Here is a 20,129-nt window from a genome sequence, read left to right as displayed (position 1 = left end):
CGGGTGCGGACTCGCCCACGTATATTCGTGTACGAGTAACCGAGCACAAAGGGTGATCGTCGATGGCGAAGCGGCGCAGGGTGGCGAACCTACTGGGGTTGGCGGTGCTCTCCGCGCTCGCGCATCGGCCGATGCATCCCTACGAGATGGCGGCGGCCCTGCGCGGCTGGAACAAAGAGCACGACATGGGGATCAAGTGGGGAACCCTCTACACGGTCGTCGGAAATCTGGCCAAGCATGGGCTGATCGAGGAACTGGAGAGCAGCCGCCAGGGGCGCCGCCCGGAGCGGACCGTCTACCAGATCACCGAGGCGGGCCGGGAGGAGCTGGTCGACTGGACCCGGGAACTGCTCCGCGTTCCCCACACGGAGTTCCCGTGGTTTCGCGCCGGACTGTCGGTCATGGCGGTGCTCCCGCCGGACGACGTGGCCGTGCTGCTCGCCGACCGGCTCGCGGCGATCAGGAAGGAGATCGCCACACTGCAGGAGCTCCACGACCGTGACAGCCCGCAGGTGCCGCGCCTGTTCCTCATCGAGGCGGAGTACGACCTGGCGATACTCAGGGCGGAAGAGGGCTGGATCGCCGCCCTGCTCGACGAGCTGACCTCCGGCACATTCCCCGGCTTGGCGGAGTGGCGTGCCTTCCACGAGGCCGGCGGGCTGTCAGCCGAGATGAAGGAGCTCGCGGAAGAGAAGATCACCGACATTTAGCTCTGGTGGCGGTGCTGCAACACCGCCACCAGGAAGACCTTCGAACCGGCATGTGGTGGCCCGAAGATGCGACGAATCGAGAGTAACGGGTCTCCTCCCATGACGGTTCGGCGAGCACGTCAATCGACAGGAGGAGAAAATGAAACACGTCGCGATCATCGGCGGCGGCATCGCCGGTCCGGTCACCGCGCTGGCGCTGCGCAAGGCGGGCATGGACGCCACCGTCTACGAGGCGTACCCGACCGGCGCCGACGGCGCCGGCGGATCGCTCGGCCTCGCTCCCAACGGCATGGCGGCGCTGGAAATCGTCGGGGTGGCCGGCGAGGTGCGGGCGGCCGCGCAGCCCATCACGCGCTCGGTGATGACGCTCGCCAATCGCACACGCCTGAAGCTGCCCGGCCTGTTGGAGGCCGGACCGCTGCACATGGTCCGGCGCGCCGACCTCTACCGGGCGCTCCGCGACGAGGCCGTGAAGCAGGGCGTCACGATCGAGTACGGCAAGAGGCTCACCGGGGTCGAGGGCCACACGGCGGTCTTCGGCGACGGCAGCCGGGCCCGGTTCGACGTCCTGGTCGGCGCCGACGGCGTCCACTCCACCGTTCGCCGCCTCATCGACCCGGACGCGCCCGGCCCGAAGTGGACCGGGATGCTCGGCCTGGAGGGCGTGTCGTCGTACGAGGTGCCCGAAGATCCGGAGACGACGGTCTTCGCCTTCGGCAGGCGCGGCTACTACCTCTACTGGCGCAACGCCGCGGGCGGCAGCACCTGGGGCGTCAACCTGCCCTACCACCGGCCCCTGTCCCTCGCCCAGGCCCGCGAGGTGCCGCGCGAGGAGTGGATGCGCGTCCTCCGGGAGACGTACGGCGAGGACGTGCCCGGCGGCGACCTGCTCCGGCACACCCCGGTGACGTCGATGCAGGTGACGGGCGCGCTCTACATCATGCCCAGCGTGCCGCACTGGCACCGCGACCGGATGGTCCTGGTCGGCGACGCCGCCCACGCGCCGTCGAACAGCTCGGGGCAGGGCGCGTCGCTCTCGATCGAGAGCGGCGTCCAGCTCGCCCGCTGCCTGCGGGACATCGACGACGTGCCGCAGGCGTTCGCCACGTACGAGCGGCTCCGCCGCAGCCGGGTGGAGAAGGTGGCGGCACGCGCCTCAAAGGCCAACCACGCCAAGACGCCGGGCCCGGTCATGCAGAAGCTGATGCCGCTGCTCATGCCGCTGCTGCTGAAGACGTTCATGGATCCGGACAAGACCGTGGGCCCCGAGCAGCGCTACCGCATCGACTGGGACGCACCCGTCGGCGCCCTCTCCTAGGTCGCCGGCCCCACCACGACGGGCCGGTTCCGCCCCGGGCGGGACCGGCCCGTCCGCGGAGTCGCGAAATGTCCTCGGTCGCGCGCGCGCCCCACCTGCGGGGCCTGCCTACCGGGCCCTACCTACCCGTGGCCTACCTGCGCCGGCCCTGGCGGCCGAGGAGCCAGCCGATGACGGCGCTGCCGAGCGCCACCCCGGCGCCCGTGCCGAACGCCGCGAGCATCGTCCAGGCCGGCACGCCCCGGCGGGGCGCGGCCACGGCCTCTCGCGTGAACACCCGCGGCGCCGCCTGCCCGGTCACGGCCGCCGTCACCGCCGCACGCTCATCGCCGGCCGCCGCCACCGGCCCCGCCGCGACGACGGCGGTTCCCGGGGACACGGTTCCTGCGGACACGGCGGGCACGGACAGCAGGTGCCGCTCGACGGCGGAGAAGAACTCCCCCGCGGTCTTCTTGGCGACCGAGACGAGCATCCGCTGCCCCACGCCGCCGATCATGCCGCCGACGACGGCCTCGGCGTCGTAGTCGACCCGGGTGCCGCCCCCGGCGTCGCTCAGCCGTACGGCCACGGTCGCCTCGACCGTGCCGGGCGCGCCCTGACCACGCGCGCCGAGCGTGAACCGGTCCGGCTCCTCCTGGTCGCGCAGCGCCACCTCACCCTGGTAGACACCCTTGATCGAGGCGACCCCCGCGGTCACCGTCATCGCGTAGACGTCCTCGCCGATCGTCTCCAAGCGCTCACAGCCGGGGATCGTCCGGACCAGGACGGCAGGGTCCTGGAGGGCGTCCCAGACCCGCTTGCGCTCCGCCGCGACCAGCGCGCTGCCCGAGACCTTCATGAGCCACCTCCGATGCCGAGCACCCTAGAGAATCACCCGTACGGCGAGAACGGCAAGATCTGCCCCGGCACGGCGCCGTGGTCGTGCAGAGTTCACATGCCCGGCCGTACGGCCGGCTACCGGAAGTGTCTCGCCGCCGCTACGCCGACCCGTACGCCCGCCCGCCGATTCGGCCTCCGCACCGTCAACCGCGCGGCGTACGGGTGAATCACCCGCGCGGCGGACGCGGCACTTGTCATCGTTCGTCCACTCTTGATCCCGTGCCTCCCCAGGAGGCGCTCCCGGCGGGGCGGGACCGATGTCCCTGGCGACCGGGACGATCCGACCGCGATGGTCGGCACTGCAGGCAACGGGGATACGGCACCGCGAACGGGGCCCGGGCGGCACCCCGCCCGGCTGTGACGAAGATCGCACATCGCGGAGCCCTAATGCTCTACAGCTTGTAGTACTACTGGAGATAGAACTACGAGCCGTAGAGCTCTGGCGTGAGGGAGACATGGACGCGCTTGACCTGGCACGGTGGCAGTTCGGGGTGACCACCGTCTATCACTTTCTCTTCGTACCCCTGACGATCGGGCTGGGCGTCTACGTCGCCGGACTCCAGACCGCATGGCACCTGACGGGCAAGGAGCACTACCTCCGGCTCACGAAGTTCTTCGGCAAGCTCTTCCTGATCAACTTCGCCATGGGCGTGGTCACGGGCATCGTCCAGGAGTTCCAGTTCGGGATGAACTGGAGCGAGTATTCGACCTTCGTCGGCGACGTGTTCGGCGCGCCGCTGGCGCTGGAGGCGCTGCTCGCGTTCTTCCTCGAGTCGACGTTCCTCGGCCTGTGGATCTTCGGCTGGGACCGGCTGCCCAAGCGGATCCACCTCGCCTGCCTGTGGGCGGCCGTCATCGGCTCCAACCTGTCGGCGTACTTCATCCTCGCGGCCAACGCCTGGATGAAGCACCCGGTCGGCTACGAGGTCGTGGACGGCAGGGCCAGGATGACCGACCTGTGGGCGGTGCTGACCAACTCGACGGCCCTCGCCCAGGTGCCGCACGTCGTCGCCGCCTCGTTCGTCGTGGCGGGCGGGTTCGTCATCGCCGTCGCGGGCTACCGCATCCTGCGCGAGCGCGGCCTCACCGTGCTGCCCGGCCGCCGCAACGCCCCGGCCGCCCAGGACGCGACCGTGCCGGTGCGCCGTCTCCCGGACATGTGGCGCACGAGCCTGCGCGCCGCGCTCGTCATGACGGCGATCGCGGGGGCCGTCGTCGCCGGCAGCGGCGACCTGTCCGGCCAGCTGCTGCGCGAGCAGCAGCCGATGAAGCTCGCCGCGGCGGAGGGCCTGCGCCACGACACCGCCGGCGCGCCGTTCTCGATCGCGCCCGGCGTCGAGGTGCCCGGCCTGCTCAGCCTGCTCGCCGCGCACGACCCCCGCGCGACGGTCCAGGGCATCGACGACATCCAGGCGCGGTACGAGAAGACCTTCGGACCGGCCGACTACACCCCGAACGTGCCGGTCGTCTTCTGGTCGTTCCGCGTGATGATCGGCTTCGGCATGACCACGGTCGGCCTGTCCGCGCTCGGCCTGTGGCTGACCAGGCGCCCCCGGCGGCAGCGCGGCGGAACGGCGAAGCCGGTGCCCGGCTGGTTCGCCCGCCTGTGCGTTCTGGCGCTCCCGCTGCCCGCCGTCGCGATCATCTCGGGCTGGCTGCTGAGCGAGATCGGCCGCCAGCCGTGGACCGTGCAGGGCGAGCTCATGACGGCCGCCAGCGTGTCGCCCGGCGTCTCGCTCGGCGAGGTCGCGATCACTTTGGCGGTCTTCACGGTCCTGTACGGCGTGCTGGCGCTGGCCGAGGGCGTGCTGCTGGTGCGGCACGTCAAGGCGGGCCCGGAGCTGCCGCCGGTCGAGAACGCGCCCACCGGCGCCGTTCCCGCCCGCCCCGACGAGGCGCGGCTCACGCCGACGCTCATGTACTGAGGAGCCACGAGATGACGACCTTCTGGTTCATCGTGATCGCGTTCCTCTGGACGGGTTACTTCGTCCTGGAGGGGTTCGACTTCGGCGTGGGCGCGCTGCTGCCGCTGCTGTCGCGGTCGGAGGCCGACCGCAAGCAGGTGCTGGGCACCATCGGGCCGGTCTGGGACGGCAACGAGGTGTGGCTGATCACCGCGGTCGGGGCGATGTTCGCCGCCTTCCCCGCCTGGTACTCGGGCCTGCTCAGCGGCTTCTACCTGCCGGTCTTCCTCGTCATCGCCGGCCTGATCGTCCGCGGGGTGGGCCTGGAGTGGCGGGGCAAGGTCCACTCCCGGCGCGAGGTCGCGCTGTGCGACGCCGGGATCGTCACCGGCAGCGTGCTGCCGGCGTTCCTGTGGGGCGCGATCTTCGGCAACCTGCTGTTCGGCACGGCGCTGGCGACCGTGCTGGGCGGCGCCCTGTCGCTGTCGGTGGCCGTGCTGCACGGCGCGGTGTTCGTGGCGCTCAAGACGACCGGCGGGGTCCGCGCCCGGGCCCGCCGCGCCGCACTGCTCGCGGCCGTCGGCGCGGTGCCGGTCGCGCTCGCCACGCTGCCGTCCGTGCCCGGCAAGGGGCCCGGATGGACGCTGGGCACCGCCCTGCTCGCCGCCGCGGCGCTGGCTGCCGGGGTGACGCTGGTGTGGGGCCGCCGTGAGGGCTGGGCCTTCACCGCGACCGCGACGGCGATCGCCGCGACGACGGCCACCGTCTTCGGCGTGCTGTGGACCGCTCCCCTGCCCGGGCTCACCCTGGCCGAGGCGGCCTCGGCGCCGTACACGCTGACGGTCCTCACCTGGATCGGCCTGCTCGCCCTGCCCGGCGTCATCGCCTACCAGGCCTGGACCTACTGGGTCTTCCGCAAGCGCCTCACCGCCCACGTGTCCTGAGTCAGGAATGGCAGAAGGGGTAGATTTGGAAGGTAGACAGGGTAGAAGGGGGCGGCCGTGAGCTTGAACATCAAGAATCCCGAGGCCGAGCGACTTGCGGCCGAGATCGGGGCGCTCACCGGTGAGAGCAAGACCGCCGCCGTCATCTCCGCCCTACGGGAGAGGCACGAGCGGCTGCTCGCGAAGCTGCAGCAGACCGAGGACGCCACGATGGCAGACGACATCCTCGCCCTTGCCGCGAGGATCCGCTCGGGAGTAGGCGAGCTCGACCTGTCCAGCGACTTCCTCTATGACCCTGAGACCGGGCTTCCGTCGTGATCATCGACACCAGCGCGATCATCGCGATCATCAACGGAGAGCCGGACGCCATCGACCTGGCCAGAACCATCAGGGATGCGCCGACGCGACGGATCTCGGCGGGGACCTACGTCGAGTTGGCCGCGGTGGTCGAGCGTGCCCGCGACCCCGCTGCGTCACGGCTCCTGGACGACCTTCTCGCCCGGATGAGGGTGCAGATCATGCCGGTCACGCCTGAGCAGGCGCGGACCGCGCGCCGGGCCTACTGGGACTACGGCAGGGGCAGCGGTCACAAAGCAGGACTGAACTTCGGCGACTGCTTCTCCTACGCGCTCGCGAGAGAGTGCCGGGAACCACTCCTGTTCAAGGGTGACGACTTCACTCACACGGACGTGACCCCGGCGCTCTGACGGTGGTCACCGGTCCTGACGCAGGGCGTACAGGTCGGAGGGGGAGATGGGCATCCGGGCGATCGTGATGTCCTCGGCGTCCTCGACCGCACCGGCGATGACGGCGGAGACGGGGATGACCCCGGCCTCCCCCGCGCCCTTGATCCCGAGCGGGTTCAGCGGCGAGGGCGTCTCCAGGTGGGCCGTCTCGATGCGCGGCACCTCCGTGGCGTACGGCATCAGGAAGTCCATGAACGAGGCGTTCAGCAACTGGCCGTGCTCGTCGTAGGCCATCTTCTCGTACAGCGCCCCGCCGACGCCCTGGGCGACCCCGCCGTGGATCTGACCCTCGACGATCATCGGGTTGATCAGCTTGCCGCAGTCGTGGACGACGGCGTACCGCAGGATCCTGATCTCCGCGGTGTCCCGGTCGGTCTCCACGATCGCCGCGTGCATGCCGGCCGCGAAGGTGGACCTGACCGGTGAGTAGTAGTCCCGGCCCTCCAGGCCGGGCTCCTCCCCCTCCGCCACCGGCGGCCTGTCGTCGGAGGCGGCCCCGGCGAACTGGGTGGCCCGTCTGGCCTCCTCGTCGAAGGCGTACCGCAGCGGGTTGGACAGCACGGCGACGGTCGCCAGCGGGATCGACGCCGACGGCACGCCGGCGACGTGGACCATCCCGTCGGTGATCTCCAGGTCGCGCGGGTCGGCCTCCAGCGCCTCCGCCGCGATCCGCAGCGCCTTCTCCCTGACCTTCCGGCAGGCGAGCGCGATCGCGTTGCCGCTCATCACGGCCGCCCGTGAGGCGAAGGTGCCCACGGCGTAGCCGAAGCGCCGGGTGTCGCCGGTGACGACCGACACCTTCTCGATCGGCACGCCGAGCTCGGTGGCCGCGATCTGCGCGAACACCGTCTCGTGTCCCTGCCCCTGCGAGGTCAGGCCGGTCGAGACGTGCACCCGGCCGTCGGACGTGACCTGCACATGCCCGCCCTCGTAGGGGCCGACGCCGGTGCCCTCGACGTAGCAGCCGACGCCGATGCCGATCCTGCGGCCCTCGGCCGCCGCGCGGGCCTTCTCCTCGGGGAAGGAGTCCCAGCCGATCAGCTCCTTGAGCAGGCGCAGCGCCTCGGGGTAGTCGCCGCTGTCGTAGATCAACGGCCGCCCGTCCTGGAACGTCATGCCCTGGTCGTACGGGAACTCGTCCGGCTGGATGAAGTTGGCCGCGCGGACCGCGGTGCGGTCCCTGCCGAGATGGGCGGCGATGCGGTCCATCGTCCGCTCCATGCAGAACACGCCCTGCGGGCGGCCCGCGCCCCGGTACGGCGTGACCTGCACGGTGTTGGTGTAGATCGAGGAGAACTCGACCCGGTAGGCCCCCACCTTGTACGGCCCGAGCAGCTGCGTCGAGGTGATGATCGGCACGATGATCCCGTACGGCGTGTAGGCGCCGTGGTCGTGCAGGATCTCGACGTCGAGGCCGAGGACGCGCCCCTCGTCGTCGAACCCGACCCGCACGTGCTGGACCTGGCCGCGCTCGTGGGAGGAGGAGACGAAGTGCTCGCGCCGGTCCTCGGCCCACTTGACCTCGCGGTTCAGCAGCCGCGCCGCCCACGGCACGAGGACCTCCTCCGGCCACGGATGGACGATCTTGACACCGAACCCGCCGCCGACGTCGGGCGCGACGACCTCCACCTTGGGCAGCGGCAGCCCGAGCTTGGCCGCGATCGCCATCCGCACGCTCGTGGACGTCTGCGTGGAGGAGTAGACGCGCAGCGACCCGTCGTCGGCGTCCCAGCGGGCGTACACGCCCTTCCCCTCCAGGGGCATGCACGCGCTGCGCTCGATGTCGAGGCGGAACTCCAGCGTGTGCGGGGCGGCCGCGATCGCGTCCCGCGCGGTCACGCCACCCGGTCCCGGCACCTCCTGGACGAGGTGCGCGCCGACGTTGCCCGGCACGTCCTCGTGCACGAGGTGGACACCGCGCACGGCCTCCTCGATGCCCACGACCGGCTTGAGGATCTCGTAGTCGACCCTGATCAGGGCGCAGGCGTCCTCGGCGAGGTAGCGGTCGCGGGCGACGACCATCACGACCGGCTCGCCGACGTGCCGGACGATCTCCCGGGCCAGCGGGTACGCCGTACGGCCGTGGGTGAGCGCGGGGTGCGGGATCAGCAGCGGCAGCGGCTCGGCCAGCGCGCCCGGCAGGTCCTCCCACGTGTAGATCGCGACCAGGCCCTCGACGTCGAGGGCGGCCGACACGTCGATGTCGAGGATCCGCGCGTGGGCGTGCGGCGACCTGACGAAGGCGGCGGCCAGCGCGCCTTCGCCCAGGTCGTCGAGGTAGCGCCCCTGCCCGGTGATCAGCCGGCCGTCCTCGCGCCGCCGGACCGGCTCACCGAACAGCTTCGTCGTCACCGGTCCTCCTCCGCGTGAAGCTCCGCCTGCAACTCGGCGGCGCGGTGGACCGCCTTGAGGATGTTCTGGTAGCCGGTGCACCGGCACAGGTTGCCCGCCACGGCCTCCAGCGCCTCCTCCTCGGTCGGCACGGGGTTGTCCCGCAGGAACGCGGTGACCGTGCACAGGAACCCCGGGGTGCAGAACCCGCACTGCAGGGCGTGGCACTCGGTGAAGGCCCGCTGCACCGGCGACAGCTCGCCGTCGCGCGCCAGCCCCTCCACCGTCGTGATCTCGTGGCCGTCCACCGTGACGGCGAACGTCAGGCACGACCGCACCGGCTCGCCGTCGAGCAGCACCGTGCAGGCGCCGCAGACGCCGTGCTCGCAGCCCACGTGGGTGCCGGTGAGGCCGAGGTCGTGGCGCAGGCAGTCGGACAGCAGCCGCCGCCCCGGCACCGTCGCCTCCCGCAGGACCCCGTTGACCGTCAGCGTCACGTGATGGCGTGTCTCGTTCACGATTCCTCCCCGCGGGCCGCGGAGGCCGCGTCCCGCAGCGCCCGGGCGGCGAGCACCCCGGCGAGGTGCCGCCGGTAGTCCGCCGTCGCGTGGATGTCGCCCTCCGGATCGATCCGGTCCCGTACGGCTTCCGCCACGGCCTCCCACTTGATCGAGGCGGCCGGACGCGGGCCGCATGCCGCGGTCACGTCCAGGACGACCGGGACCGGTCCCACGCTCACGCAGGCGACGCGGGCGGCGGCGACGCGCAGGTCCTCGTCCAGCGTGACGGCGGCGGCCACCCCGGCCACCGCGTAGTCGCCGTGCCGCCGGGCCACCTCGTGGAAGGCCGTGCCCGACCGAGGGGGCAGCGCGGGGAAGAACGCCGACAGGGCCAGTTCGCCGGGCCGCAGCGCCGACTCCATCGGGCCGGTGAAGAACTCCGCGGCCGGCACCTCCCGCTCCCCGCCCCGGCTCGCCAGCCGTACGGATCCGCCGAGCAGGGCGAGCACGGCGGGCATCTCGGCGGCGGGGTCGGCGTGCACGAGGCTGCCCACCACCGTGCCGCGGTTGCGGATCACCGGATGGGCGACCAGCCGCAGCGCCTGCCGCAGCAGCGGCTGCGCGGCGGCGGCCCCCGGCGAGCGTTCCACCGCGGCGTGGCGGGCCAGGGCCCCGACGCGTACGCCCGGCGGCCCGGCCTCGATCCCTTCCAGGCCGGGCACGCGGTTCACGTCGACGATGTGGGCGGGCGCGGCCAGCCGCATGTTGAGCAGCGGGATCAGGCTCTGGCCGCCCGCCAGCACCTTCCCGCCCGGCCCGGCCTCGGCGAGGACGTCGAGCGCCTCGCCGAGGGTGGCCGGGCCGTGGTAGACGAACGGAGGCGGTTTCATCGCGTCCGCACCCGCGGCGCGGGCCGGTCAAACGGCCGGGTCGCGTTCGAGTCCGATCTCCCCACCCGTGACCTCCTTCGCTCGTCTGCCCGCGATGGCGCGGAGCAGGTGATAGCCGGCGAGCACCACGATCGTGCCGAGCGCGATCCCGGCGAGCGAGAAGTCGCCGGTGATCTGGTGGGTGACCGGCCCGATCGCGAGGATGATGCCCGCGCCGATCGGCACCATGTTGACCGGGTCGGCGAAGTCCACCCGGTTCTCCACCCAGATCTTCGCGCCGAGCAACCCGATCATGCCGTACAGGATGACCGTGACGCCGCCGAGCACGCCGCCGGGCGTGGCGGCGACCAGCGCGCCGAACTTGGGGCACAGGCCGAACAGGATCGCGATGATCGCGGCGATGTAGTAGGCGGCCGTCGAGTAGACCCGGGTGGCCGCCATGACGCCGATGTTCTCAGCGTAGGTCGTGGTGGGGGAGCCGCCGACGGCGGTCGCGACCGCGGTGCCGACGCCGTCGGCGATGACCGCCCTGCCCATCTGGGGGTCGACGTCCGCGCCGGTCATCTGGCCCACGGCCTTGACGTGGCCGACGTTCTCCGCGATCAGGGCGATCACGGCGGGCAGCACGACCAGCACGGCCGACGCCTGGAACGACGGGGCGTGGAAGTGCGGCAGCCCGATCCAGTCGGCGTCGGCGACGGCCTGGAAGCTCACCCGGGGATGGGTGTCGATCTTGCCGGTGCCCGCGTTGTAGGCGGTGATGTTCCCGAGCACCTTGTCGGCGAGCCAGGACAGGACGAACCCGAAGACCAGCCCGAGCAGCACGCCGATCCGGCCGAGGAAGCCGCGGAACAGCACGATGAACACGAACGTCGCGACCATCGTGATCAGCGCGATCCACGGGTCCTGCGGCCAGTAGACGTCGGCCACGACGTACGCCAGGCCGAAGCCGATCAGCATGACCACGGCGCCGGTCACGACCGGGGGGAAGATCCGGTGGATGATCTGCACGCCGAGCACGTGGATCGCCACGCCGCACAGGGCGAGCACCAGGCCGGCGACGAGGATCGCGCCGGTCACGACCTGGTCGGCCGCCGGGGTGTCGCCGCCGAACGCCGCACGCACCGCCACCACGCCGCCGACGAACGAGGCCGACGTGCCCAGATAGCTGGGAATCCGCCCCTGGGTGAAGAGCAGGAACAGGATCGTCGCGACACCCGACATCATCACGGCCGTGTTCGGGTCCAGCCCCATGACGAGGGGGAACACGAAGGTCGCGCCGAACATGGCGATCACGTGCTGGGCGCCGATGCCGACCATGCGCGGCCAGCTCAGCCTCTCGTCGGGTTTGACGACCTCACCGGGAGCCAGCCCTCTGCCGTCGCCGTGCACCGTCCATCTGAAAGCCATATACGCCCCTCTTGCTCACTGGGCCGTGGGCCGGTCGGCCACCCCGCAGGCGTCCCTCCGCGGCGTTCACCGTTTGGGGCACTGTAGGACTGGCGTGCGCGTCAGACATGGGCATGATCTGCCAAACCGGTGACCTCCGGGGCGTCACACCACGCGGATCGTGTACCCGTCGCCGGTGACGACCTGGCCCGCCCGGATTTTGCAGGCCTTGCGCAGCTCCACGCGTCCGTCGACGCGCACCCGGCCCTCCGCGACGAGGTGCTTGGCCGCGCCGCCGCTGTCGGTGATCTGGCAGAACTTGAGGAGATCGCAGAGCGGGATGTAGTCGCCGTCCAGCTCGAAGGTGATCGCTGGGGCCTTCGCGTCGTTCACCCCGCCAGCCTAGGAGTGTCCGGGGGTGCCGCCCGTCTCGGGGCAGGAGACTCGGGGCAGGACACTCAGATGCCTCGCATGCGCAGGACGTGCAGGGCGAGGGTGAGGTTGAGCCGCAGATGGGCGTCCTCGGTGAAGTTGCCCAGCATGCGCTCCAGCTTCCCGATGCGGTAACGCAGGGTGTTGTAGTGGAAGTGCAGGCGGCGCGCGGTCTCCGCGACGTTGAGGTTCGTCTCCAGCAGCGCCTGCAGGGTGCGACGCAGGTCGGCGTTCTCCGCGTCGTCGTCCCCGGCCAGCGGGCCGAGGGTCTCACGGACGAAGGCGTGCAGCTCATCGGTGTCGTTCACCAGCGAAAGCAGCCGGTAGACCCCCAGCTCGTCGAAGTGGGCGACCGCGCCGGCCCCGTGGAGCTGGCGGCCCACCCGGGCGGCCTTCAACGCCTGGCCGTACGCGCCGGGCAGGGCGTCCGCGCCGGAGGCGACCCGGCTGAGGCCGGTGGAGAACGTGCCGTCGGTGACGGCGGCGAGCGCGTCCCTGGCCACCTTGGCCGGGTCGGCCGCCGCCCCGACGATCGCCACGACCTCGTGGGAGAAGCCGGCGACCGCGCCGCGCGGGTCGTGCTTGCGCACCGACGCCTGCCACGCCGCCAGCATGCGGTCCTGGACCGGTCGTTCCTCGGCGTCCGGATCGATCTCGGCGACCAGCACGCTCACCGGGCGCTCCAGGTCCCAGCCGAACGCCTGGGCGCGCTCGGCCACCCGCAGCCCGCCCCTGCCGGTGAGCACGTCGCGAAGGAAGTCGGCGCGATATTTGCTCTCGACGGCGGTGACCGCCTCCTGCTTGGTGATCACCAGCGCGGCGACGGTCGCGGCGCGCTCCAGGATGCCGATGTCGCTGGGGGTCAGCGTGCCGTGGGCGCTGAAGGCCGCGATCTTCCCGTGGTGGTGCCCGCCCGCGACGACGGGCACCGCCGCGTAGTGACCGTCGCCGCCCGGCGGCGGGGCCGACGGCGTGCGCGCGAGGGCCGCGGTGATCTCCCGCAGCCGCGCCACCTGCGCGGACTCCCCGGCGGCCGCGAGGAGATGACCCGCGGCGTCGGTCGCCCCCACCGCCACCTGCAGCAGCCCGGCCACCTCCGCCGTGACCTCCCGCATCCCGCCCCCGGCCAGCACGATCTGCACGAGCGCCCGGTGCGCCTCCTCCGCGCGGGCGAGGATCGCCGCCTGGCGGTTGAGGATGTCGGTGAGCACCTGGTTGAGGATGTCGTCGAAGCCCACGTCGTTGGGCAGCAGGATCAGCGGGAAGCCCAGCCGGTCGGCCTGCTCGACCATCTCCCCCGGCAGCTCGTCCAGGTAGCGGCCCAGCTTGATCGCCAGCGCGGCGAGGCCGCGCTCGTCCAGGTCGGCCACGAGCCGGTCGAGCGACTGCGGCGTGTTGCGCAGCGGGTAGCCCGTGGTGAGCAGCAACTCGTGCGGCTTCACCCAGGCGAGGATGTCGGGCACCTCCATCACGTTGAGGCGCTGCACGATGCGGTCGAGACCGCTCCGCCCGGCGATCAGGCGGGCGTCCGCCAGCGTCGAGACCCCGAGCACCTCGCCCACCGACACGCCGTGGAGGATCGTTCCGGTGCTTGCCAGGCGCATCGCGGGCGGGGCCGGGTCGTTCTGCAATGCCGTCTCCGAGAGTGCCGTCACCGGGTCGCGACGTCCTCGGGCCGTCGGCCGCTCACCGCTCCTCGTTCGCTACGCGGGCCGCTCGTGCCTCGCGGACCGCTCCGGGGACGTCTCAGGCCGATTGTGCCCGACGGCGGTCCTGGCAGGAAGAGCCAAGCATTCGGCCGACTGTTGGCATCTTTCTCCGTACGGAGGGGGGAGGGCGGGGCTTAGCGTCGGCAACGACTGCTTCGGGAGGTCCGGTGAGTGTTGGCACGCGCCCGAGAGGGCGGCGGGCGGCGACGCCCGCGTCCCGCCCCCCGGCGGCCCCCACCTTCATGAGCGGCGCCGCGAGCGTGGCCGTGCGGCCCGCGCTCGAGGCGCCCCGCCGCCCGGCCAGAGTGCTCGCGGCCTTTCCCCTCGCGCTCTACCTGGAGATCAGGAGCGAGTCCGAGCCGCACGTCGTCGCCGTGGTCACGGGCGAGGCCACCCGCCTGCCCAACGCCGTGCTGCTCCCCGAGCGCCTCGACGGGGTGTCGGCGGGCGACGACGCCTGGGTCGGCGAGGGCTCCGTCGATGTCGGCGGCGTCTCGATCTGCGTGCGCCGCTGGTGGGACCCCGCTCCCCCGCTCGGCCCCGCCGATCCCGTACGGCTCGCGCCCGCCCTCGGCGTGCTCGGCCGTGTCCGCGGAGCCTCCCCCCGGCGGCCTGGACTCGACCCGGACGGCGCCCCGGCGCTGCTGGAGCGCGGCTGCCGGGCCGGTTCGCTGGTGGAGAGCATCACCGCGGCCGAGCGGCTGATCGGCCTCGGCCCGGGACTGACGCCGAGCGGCGACGACATGCTCGCCGGCCTGCTGGTCGCGCTGCGGCACCTCGGCGCGGCGGCGGGCGTGCCGCGCGCCGTCTGGCTGGCGGACTGGCTCGCCGCGGTGGTCACCTACGACGCCCGCACCAGGACCACGCCCATCTCGGCCACCCTGCTGCACTGCGCCGCGAGGGGGGAGGCGAGCCCGGAGGTCACCGGGGTGCTGCGCGGCGTGGCCGGGCACCAGCCGCTGGAGCCCGCCGTGCACCGCCTGCTCCGCCTCGGCCACACCTCGGGCGCGGATCTGGCGTGGGGCGTGCAGATCGGGCTGTCCGCCGTCCTCGCTCATCGGGAGGGCCGTTGAACGACCTGGTCGAGGTGCGCCCAGGGGTCTACCGCGACTCCGTCACGCTGATGCGGGTGAGCCGGGCGCTCACCGAACGGCCCGGGGTGGCCGTCGCCGTCGTCGCGATGGCGACCGAGCTCAACCTGGGCCTCGCCCGCGACCTCGGTTTCGCGGTGCCGTCCGCGACGCCCGGCGACCTGCTGGTGGCGGTCCGGGCCGGTTCGCCGGCGGAGCTGGAGGACGCCGCCGCCGAACTGGAGCGACAGCTCGCCGCACGGGCGCAGGCGAGCGGGACGCGGGGCGAGGCGCCGCCGCGCACCACCCGGGCGGCGGCGCGGGCCTTCGACGCGAGCCTGGCGCTGGTGAGCGTGCCGGGCGAGCACGCCTTCGCCGAGGCGCTCGACGCCGTGGAGGCCGGGCTATCCGTGATGATCTTCAGTGACAACGTGCCCGTGGAGCAGGAGATCCTGCTCAAGGACCTGGCACGGGCCAGGGGCGTGCTCGTGATGGGGCCCGACTGCGGCACCGCGGTCGTGGGCGGGGCCGGCCTGGGCTTCGCCAACGTCCTGCGCCCCGGGCCCGTCGGCGTCGTGGCCGCCTCGGGGACCGGCGCCCAGCAGGTGACGAGCCTGCTCGACCTCGCCGGCGTCGGCGTCTCCCACGTGCTCGGCGTGGGCGGCAGGGACCTGTCCGCCGCGGTGGGCGGGCGCTCGGCCGTGCAGGCGCTGCGCGCGCTCGACGACGACCCGGCGACCGAGCTGATCGTGCTGGTCTCCAAGCCCCCCGCCCCCGAGGTGGCCCGTGCCGTGCGGGACCTCGACCTGACGACGCCGGTCGTCGCCGCGCTGCTCGGGCCGGGGCAGGACGACCTGACCACCGCGGCGGAGAAGGTGCTGCGGGCCCTCGGCCGCGACGTGCCCGAGTGGCCCTCCTGGCCCGCGCCCGCGCGCGACGGAGCCGCGGAGCCGGGCAGGGCCCTGCGGGGGCTCTATGCCGGGGGCACGCTGTGCGCGGAGGCGGCCCTCGTGGCGGGTGCCGGCGGGTTCACCGACTTCGGCGACGACTCCTACACCCGGGGCCGGGCCCATCCCATGATCGACCCGGCGCTGCGCCTGGAGGCCCTGCGCGGCGTCGCCTCCGGCGTCGTGCTGATGGACGTCGTGCTCGGGCACGGCGCCGACCCCGACCCGTCCTCCTGGCTCGCGCCCGCGATCCGCGACGCGGTCGCCAGGGGCGTGGACGTGGTCGTGGCCGTCGTCGGCACCGACGGCGACCCGCAGGGGCTGCGCGCCCAGGCCGCCCGGCTGAACGACGCCGGGGCGGCGGTCTTCACCTCCAACGCCGCGGCCGCCCGGCACGCCCGTCACCTCGCGGGCGGGTGACGGGCGTGGCCGCGCCGACCCGGATCGGAGCCCGATGACCCTCTCCATGCTGTACGGCGAGCCGCGCGTCATCACCGTCGGCGCGCAGGTGCTGGGCGAGGCGCTGGACCGGCAGGCCGTGCCGCGGCGGGAGGTCGACTGGCGGCCTCCGCTGCCGGGCGCCTCCGCGGCGCTCGCGCGGGTGCTGGCCGACCCCCGGCGCGAGAGCGCCAACGCCACCGCCGTCGGGAGGATGCTGTCGGCCCGGCCCATGCTGACCGGCGTTCGCCCGGCGCGCGAGGTCCTCGGATTGGGGGCCGGGGAGTTCTTCCACGCCGGTCCGCCGATCACCTGGGAGCGCGCCTCCGGCCCGATGCGGGGGGCGCTCACCGGGGCGATGCTGTTCGAGGGCCTCGCGGCCACGCCCGAGGAGGCGGAGGAGCGCCTGGCCTCCGGCGCGGGGATCACTCTCGACTCCTGCCACCACCACCGCACGGTCGGCCCCATGGCGGGGGTGGTCAGCCCGTCCATGTGGATGCTGGAGGTCGCCGACGCCGAGCACGGCGGCACGGCCTACTGCTCCCTGAACGAGGGTCTGGGCAAGGTCCTGCGCTACGGCGCGTACGGGCCCGAGGTGATCGAGCGGCTGCGCTGGATGGGCGAGGTGCTCGGACCGGTGCTCGCGGCGGCGCTGGAGCGGTGCGGCCCCCTCGATCTGCGCACGCTCATCGCGCAGGCGCTGCAGATGGGCGACGAGCTGCACAACCGCAACCGCGCCGCGACGTCCCTGCTGGTACGCGAGATCGCGCCCGCGATCGTGGAGGCGGCCCCGGACCGCGCGGCCGAGGTGCTGCGATTCATCAATGGAAATGATCATTTCTTCCTGAACGCGGGAATGGCGGCGGCGAAAGTCAGCGCCGACGCGGCCCGCGGCGTGCCCGGATCGAGCCTGGTCGTGGCGATGGCACGCAATGGAACCGATTTCGGAATACAGGTGTCGGGCCTCGGCGACCGGTGGTTCACCGGCCCCGCCGGCGTGCCCGACGGCCTGTACCTCGGCGGGTACGGCCCGGACGACGCCAACCCCGACATCGGCGACTCCACCATCACCGAGACGGCGGGCCTGGGCGGCTTCGCGATGGCGGCGGCCCCCGCGATCGTCCGGTTCGTCGGCGGCGAGGTGTCCGACGCCGTGGCCGCCACCACCTCGATGTACGAGATCACCTTGGCCGAACACCCGGCGTACCAGATCCCGGGGCTGGGCTTCCGCGGCACGCCCGCAGGCATCGACGTCGCGCTCGTGGCCAGGACCGGTCTGCTGCCCGTCGTGAACACCGGCATCGCGGGCAGGATCGCCGGAACGGGGCAGGTGGGAGCGGGTCTGGTGAGCCCGCCGTCCGGGGCCTTCACGGCCGCCCTCGACGCCCTGTGCGACGCGTGAATTCCCATTGACCGTCATCAGACCGTAATATCGTCGTCAACCTCAGATATCCGATGCAATTCGCACGGTCCGTTCGGGAGATCTTGCGGAGCGAGCGTGAATTGGGGACCTAATCTATGACGACAGATCGCCTGCTCGGTATGGTCCCCCCTATGCCAGAGGGTCAGGGACCTGTGGGTCGCGCCCCCGCGGGGGGCGCCCCCGAAGGGCAGGGACGTCTCGTCGGCCGGCGCTACCGGCTGCTGTCCCCGGTGGGCCGCGGCGGCATGGGGATGGTGTGGCACGCCCACGACGTGCTGCTCGACCGGGACGTCGCGGTCAAGGAGCTGCTCCTGCCGTTCGGGCTCGACAACGCCGGCGCGCAGACCGCCCACCGGCGCATGCTGCGCGAGGCGCGCTCGGCCGCCCGGCTCAGCCATCCCGGCATCGTCACCGTCCACGACGTCGTCGAGGAGGACGGGCGCCCCTGGATCGTGATGGAGCTCGTCCGCGCCTGGTCCCTGGAGCAGGCCGTACGGCAGAGCGGGCCGCTGCCGGTCGTGCAGGCCGCCGAGATCGGCATCCGGGTGCTCGACGCGCTGCGTCACGCCCACGCCGCCGGCATCCTCCACCGCGACGTGAAGCCCGGCAACGTGCTGCTCACCGCCGACCGCGTGGTGCTCACCGACTTCGGCATCGCCGCCATCGAGGGCGATGTCACGATCACCCAGACCGGGCTCCTCATGGGCTCGCCCGCCTACATCCCGCCGGAGCGCCTCCAGGGCCGCCCGATCACCCACGCCGCCGACCTGTGGAGCTTCGGCGCGACGCTGTACGCCGCCGTGGAGGGCCGGCCGCCCTACGAGGGGCCGGACGCGGTCGCCGTGCTCGGCGCGGTGCTGACGCAGGAGCCCAACCGGCCGCGCCGGGCGGGCGCGCTGCTCCCGGTCATCGAGGGCCTGCTCCGCAAGAACCCGGCCGACCGCCTTCCGGCCGCGCAGGTCGCGGAGATGCTGGAGCGGGTGCTGCACAGCCACGGCGCCGGGCTGCCGGGCCGCGCCGGCACGCCGACGTCGGTGCCGACCCCGCAGGACTCCACGCCCGCCGGGTTGCTGCCGCCGCTCGACATCCCCTCGGGGCCGCTGCCCTCGCGCATCATCGAGACGCCCTCGGGTCCGGTCCGCGTGCCGCTCACGGCGGAGAGCCTGCCCGCGGGCGTGGCCGTCCCGCCCGGCACCGTCCCGCCCGGCACCGCAGCGCCCCGTCCCGCCGAGCCCCGTCCCGCCGGGCCCCATGCCGGGGAGCCGCGGCCCGCCGGCCCCGCGTACGAGCCCCCGGGCGCGTTCGGGCCCGTGAACGCCTTCGGGCAGGCCCCGCCCTTCGACACGGCCTTCGACACGGCCTTCGACCCGCTGTCGTCCCCCTCGGGCTCGACGCACGCGCCGGAGCGGCCGAAGGAGGCCATGTGGCCGACGCCCACGCCGGGCGACATGCCCGGCGACCTGGGCGGCACGCCGCGGCCGCAGCACCGGTCCGGGCAGCACGCGATGCCCCAGCAGACGGGACCGCAGCACACGGGGCCGCAGCACACGGGGCCGCAGCACACGGGGCCGCACCAGGCCGCCGCACCGCAGGGCCCCACACCGCAGGGCCCCACACCGCAGGGCCTCTCGTCACAGGGCCTCTCGTCACAGGGCGTCTCCTCGCAGGGCGGTGACTTCGGTCCCGTCGGCGACGCCACGGGTCCGCACGCGCCCCGGGCCGGGCGCAGGCGCAAGGAGCAGGCCGACGAGGCCCCCGGCGGAGAGGGCCGGTCGAAGCTGCTGCTCGCCGTCGCCGCCGCGGCCGTGGTCGCGGTGATCGCCGCGATCGTGTTCGTGCTGCTGCCGAGCGGCCCGGACGAGGCCGTGGTCTCACAGCAGGACGGCAGGTCGGGCGCCACCCTCACGCCCCCCGACACCGCCGCGCCGACCGCGCGCCCCCTGTCGGCCGTACGCGTGCCCGAGGGCTACCAGCCGGTGACCGAGGGCGGGGTGTCGCTCGCGGTGCCGAAGGAGTGGAGCACCGCGGTCGAGGACGGCACCGTCAGGCTCACGGGCCCGAAGGACAGCGGGCAGAGCATCACGATCAAGAGGATCCCCGACGGCAGCCTGGCGGCGCTGCAATCCGCCGAGCAGAACCTGGACATCAAGGACTTCACCGACTACACGCAGGTCCAGCTGCGCCAGGTGGACTACCGCTACCCCGCGGCCGAGTGGGAGTACACCTACACCAACGCCAGCGAGGTCACCGTCCACGCGGTCATCCGCTACTTGGAGGCGGGCGAGCGCGCCTACGCGATCATGTTCGCCTCGCCCGACTTCGACTGGAACGAGTCGGCCGCACCGGTCCGGCAGACCCTCTGGAGCAGCTTCCGGCCCTCCTGACGCCCGGTCCCCGCCGGGGCGACGCGGCAGCGCGCGCTCGCCTCGGCGGCGTCGCGTGGCGAGCGGTTCCCGCGCTCTTTGGACAGAATGTCCTGATCGACCACGCGTGAGTCCG

The 20,129-nt window shown here is 73.0% G+C and carries 17 protein-coding genes; 10 read left to right on the top strand and 7 right to left on the bottom strand.

Translation table 11 applies throughout. The features are described 5' to 3' along the window. Window positions 1-62: 62 nt before the first annotated feature. Together BXA11_RS13025 and BXA11_RS13020 are read left to right on the top strand one after the other, a co-directional pair. Complete coding sequence (locus BXA11_RS13025; RefSeq protein ID WP_076434715.1) at window positions 63-710, top strand: PadR family transcriptional regulator; 648 nt, start codon at window positions 63-65, stop codon at window positions 708-710. Window positions 711-849: 139 nt separating this feature from the next. Further along, on the top strand, window positions 850-2,028 hold the full coding sequence (locus BXA11_RS13020) for an FAD-dependent oxidoreductase (RefSeq protein ID WP_076434714.1): 1,179 nt from the start codon (window positions 850-852) through the stop codon (window positions 2,026-2,028). A gap of 133 nt (window positions 2,029-2,161) precedes the next feature. On the opposite strand, the gene BXA11_RS13015 is transcribed toward BXA11_RS13020, so the two are convergent. Beyond that, window positions 2,162-2,866, bottom strand: a complete 705-nt coding sequence (locus BXA11_RS13015; RefSeq protein WP_076434713.1) for an SRPBCC family protein — start codon at window positions 2,864-2,866, stop codon at window positions 2,162-2,164. A gap of 496 nt (window positions 2,867-3,362) precedes the next feature. Here BXA11_RS13015 and BXA11_RS13010 point away from each other — a divergent pair, with 496 nt between their 5' ends. Genes BXA11_RS13010 through BXA11_RS12995 form a run of 4 tightly spaced genes read left to right on the top strand, consistent with a single transcriptional unit; the run spans window position 3,363 to window position 6,462 of the window. Next, window positions 3,363-4,832, top strand: a complete 1,470-nt coding sequence (locus tag BXA11_RS13010; protein WP_076434712.1) for a cytochrome ubiquinol oxidase subunit I — start codon at window positions 3,363-3,365, stop codon at window positions 4,830-4,832. A gap of 11 nt (window positions 4,833-4,843) precedes the next feature. Further along, complete coding sequence (gene cydB / locus BXA11_RS13005; protein WP_076434711.1) at window positions 4,844-5,755, top strand: cytochrome d ubiquinol oxidase subunit II; 912 nt, start codon at window positions 4,844-4,846, stop codon at window positions 5,753-5,755. 57 nt (window positions 5,756-5,812) lie between these two features. Beyond that, window positions 5,813-6,073, top strand: coding sequence for a type II toxin-antitoxin system VapB family antitoxin (locus BXA11_RS13000; RefSeq protein ID WP_076434710.1), 261 nt, complete (start codon window positions 5,813-5,815; stop codon window positions 6,071-6,073). Then, window positions 6,070-6,462, top strand: a complete 393-nt coding sequence (locus BXA11_RS12995; protein WP_076434709.1) for a type II toxin-antitoxin system VapC family toxin — start codon at window positions 6,070-6,072, stop codon at window positions 6,460-6,462. The genes BXA11_RS13000 and BXA11_RS12995 overlap by 4 nt, the downstream gene beginning before the upstream one ends. 6 nt (window positions 6,463-6,468) lie before the next feature. On the opposite strand, the gene cutA is transcribed toward BXA11_RS12995, so the two are convergent. The 6 genes from cutA to BXA11_RS12965 form a co-directional block, all read right to left on the bottom strand. Continuing rightward, window positions 6,469-8,853, bottom strand: coding sequence for an aerobic carbon-monoxide dehydrogenase large subunit (gene cutA / locus BXA11_RS12990; protein ID WP_076434708.1), 2,385 nt, complete (start codon window positions 8,851-8,853; stop codon window positions 6,469-6,471). Then, the gene (locus tag BXA11_RS12985; RefSeq protein WP_030505373.1) at window positions 8,850-9,350 is read right to left on the bottom strand and encodes a (2Fe-2S)-binding protein; all 501 of its coding nucleotides are present in this window, start codon (window positions 9,348-9,350) and stop codon (window positions 8,850-8,852) included. The genes cutA and BXA11_RS12985 overlap by 4 nt, the downstream gene beginning before the upstream one ends. Continuing rightward, window positions 9,347-10,222: an FAD binding domain-containing protein gene (locus BXA11_RS12980; protein WP_076434707.1), complete on the bottom strand. Its 876-nt coding sequence runs from the start codon at window positions 10,220-10,222 to the stop codon at window positions 9,347-9,349. Before BXA11_RS12980 ends, BXA11_RS12985 begins: the two co-directional genes overlap by 4 nt. 27 nt (window positions 10,223-10,249) lie before the next feature. Continuing rightward, entirely contained in the window at window positions 10,250-11,632 is a 1,383-nt protein-coding gene (locus BXA11_RS12975) for a uracil-xanthine permease family protein (protein ID WP_030505375.1), read from the bottom strand. Window positions 11,633-11,776: 144 nt separating this feature from the next. After that, entirely contained in the window at window positions 11,777-12,004 is a 228-nt protein-coding gene (locus BXA11_RS12970; RefSeq protein WP_231513690.1) for an RNA-binding S4 domain-containing protein, read from the bottom strand. A gap of 65 nt (window positions 12,005-12,069) precedes the next feature. After that, a complete protein-coding gene (locus BXA11_RS12965; protein WP_076434782.1) occupies window positions 12,070-13,647 on the bottom strand; it encodes a PucR family transcriptional regulator in 1,578 nt (525 codons plus the stop codon). 272 nt (window positions 13,648-13,919) lie between these two features. Between BXA11_RS12965 and BXA11_RS12960 the strand changes: the two genes are divergently transcribed. From BXA11_RS12960 to BXA11_RS12945, 4 genes are all read left to right on the top strand, one after another. After that, complete coding sequence (locus tag BXA11_RS12960) at window positions 13,920-14,825, top strand: oxamate carbamoyltransferase subunit AllH family protein (protein ID WP_030505378.1); 906 nt, start codon at window positions 13,920-13,922, stop codon at window positions 14,823-14,825. Further along, window positions 14,822-16,189 (top strand): AllF/FdrA family protein, encoded by a 1,368-nt coding sequence (locus BXA11_RS12955; RefSeq protein WP_076434706.1) that lies wholly within the window; start codon window positions 14,822-14,824, stop codon window positions 16,187-16,189. The genes BXA11_RS12960 and BXA11_RS12955 overlap by 4 nt, the downstream gene beginning before the upstream one ends. Window positions 16,190-16,223: 34 nt before the next feature. Further along, a complete protein-coding gene (locus tag BXA11_RS12950) occupies window positions 16,224-17,609 on the top strand; it encodes a YlbE family protein (protein WP_076434705.1) in 1,386 nt (461 codons plus the stop codon). Window positions 17,610-17,761: 152 nt separating this feature from the next. After that, window positions 17,762-20,014, top strand: coding sequence for a serine/threonine-protein kinase (locus BXA11_RS12945; RefSeq protein ID WP_143734229.1), 2,253 nt, complete (start codon window positions 17,762-17,764; stop codon window positions 20,012-20,014). The last annotated feature ends 115 nt before the right edge of the window (window positions 20,015-20,129 follow it).

Source organism: Microbispora rosea, from assembly GCF_900156315.1.
Taxonomy (GTDB): Bacteria; Actinomycetota; Actinomycetes; order Streptosporangiales; family Streptosporangiaceae; genus Microbispora; species Microbispora rosea.
This window is presented reverse-complemented; position numbering and strand designations above follow the sequence as displayed.

Excerpts from the sequence above, each read along its gene's own strand:
- BXA11_RS12950 (WP_076434705.1), top strand. The coding sequence starts at position 16,224 with ATGACCCTCTCCATGCTGTACGGCGAGCCGCGCGTCATCACCGTCGGC.
- BXA11_RS13020 (WP_076434714.1), top strand. The coding sequence starts at position 850 with ATGAAACACGTCGCGATCATCGGCGGCGGCATCGCCGGTCCGGTCACC.
- BXA11_RS13015 (WP_076434713.1), bottom strand. The coding sequence starts at position 2,866 with ATGAAGGTCTCGGGCAGCGCGCTGGTCGCGGCGGAGCGCAAGCGGGTC.
- BXA11_RS13025 (WP_076434715.1), top strand. The coding sequence starts at position 63 with ATGGCGAAGCGGCGCAGGGTGGCGAACCTACTGGGGTTGGCGGTGCTC.
- BXA11_RS12975 (WP_030505375.1), bottom strand. The coding sequence starts at position 11,632 with ATGGCTTTCAGATGGACGGTGCACGGCGACGGCAGAGGGCTGGCTCCC.
- BXA11_RS12980 (WP_076434707.1), bottom strand. The coding sequence starts at position 10,222 with ATGAAACCGCCTCCGTTCGTCTACCACGGCCCGGCCACCCTCGGCGAG.
- BXA11_RS12945 (WP_143734229.1), top strand. The coding sequence starts at position 17,762 with ATGCCAGAGGGTCAGGGACCTGTGGGTCGCGCCCCCGCGGGGGGCGCC.
- cydB (WP_076434711.1), top strand. The coding sequence starts at position 4,844 with ATGACGACCTTCTGGTTCATCGTGATCGCGTTCCTCTGGACGGGTTAC.
- BXA11_RS13010 (WP_076434712.1), top strand. The coding sequence starts at position 3,363 with ATGGACGCGCTTGACCTGGCACGGTGGCAGTTCGGGGTGACCACCGTC.
- BXA11_RS12965 (WP_076434782.1), bottom strand. The coding sequence starts at position 13,647 with ATGCGCCTGGCAAGCACCGGAACGATCCTCCACGGCGTGTCGGTGGGC.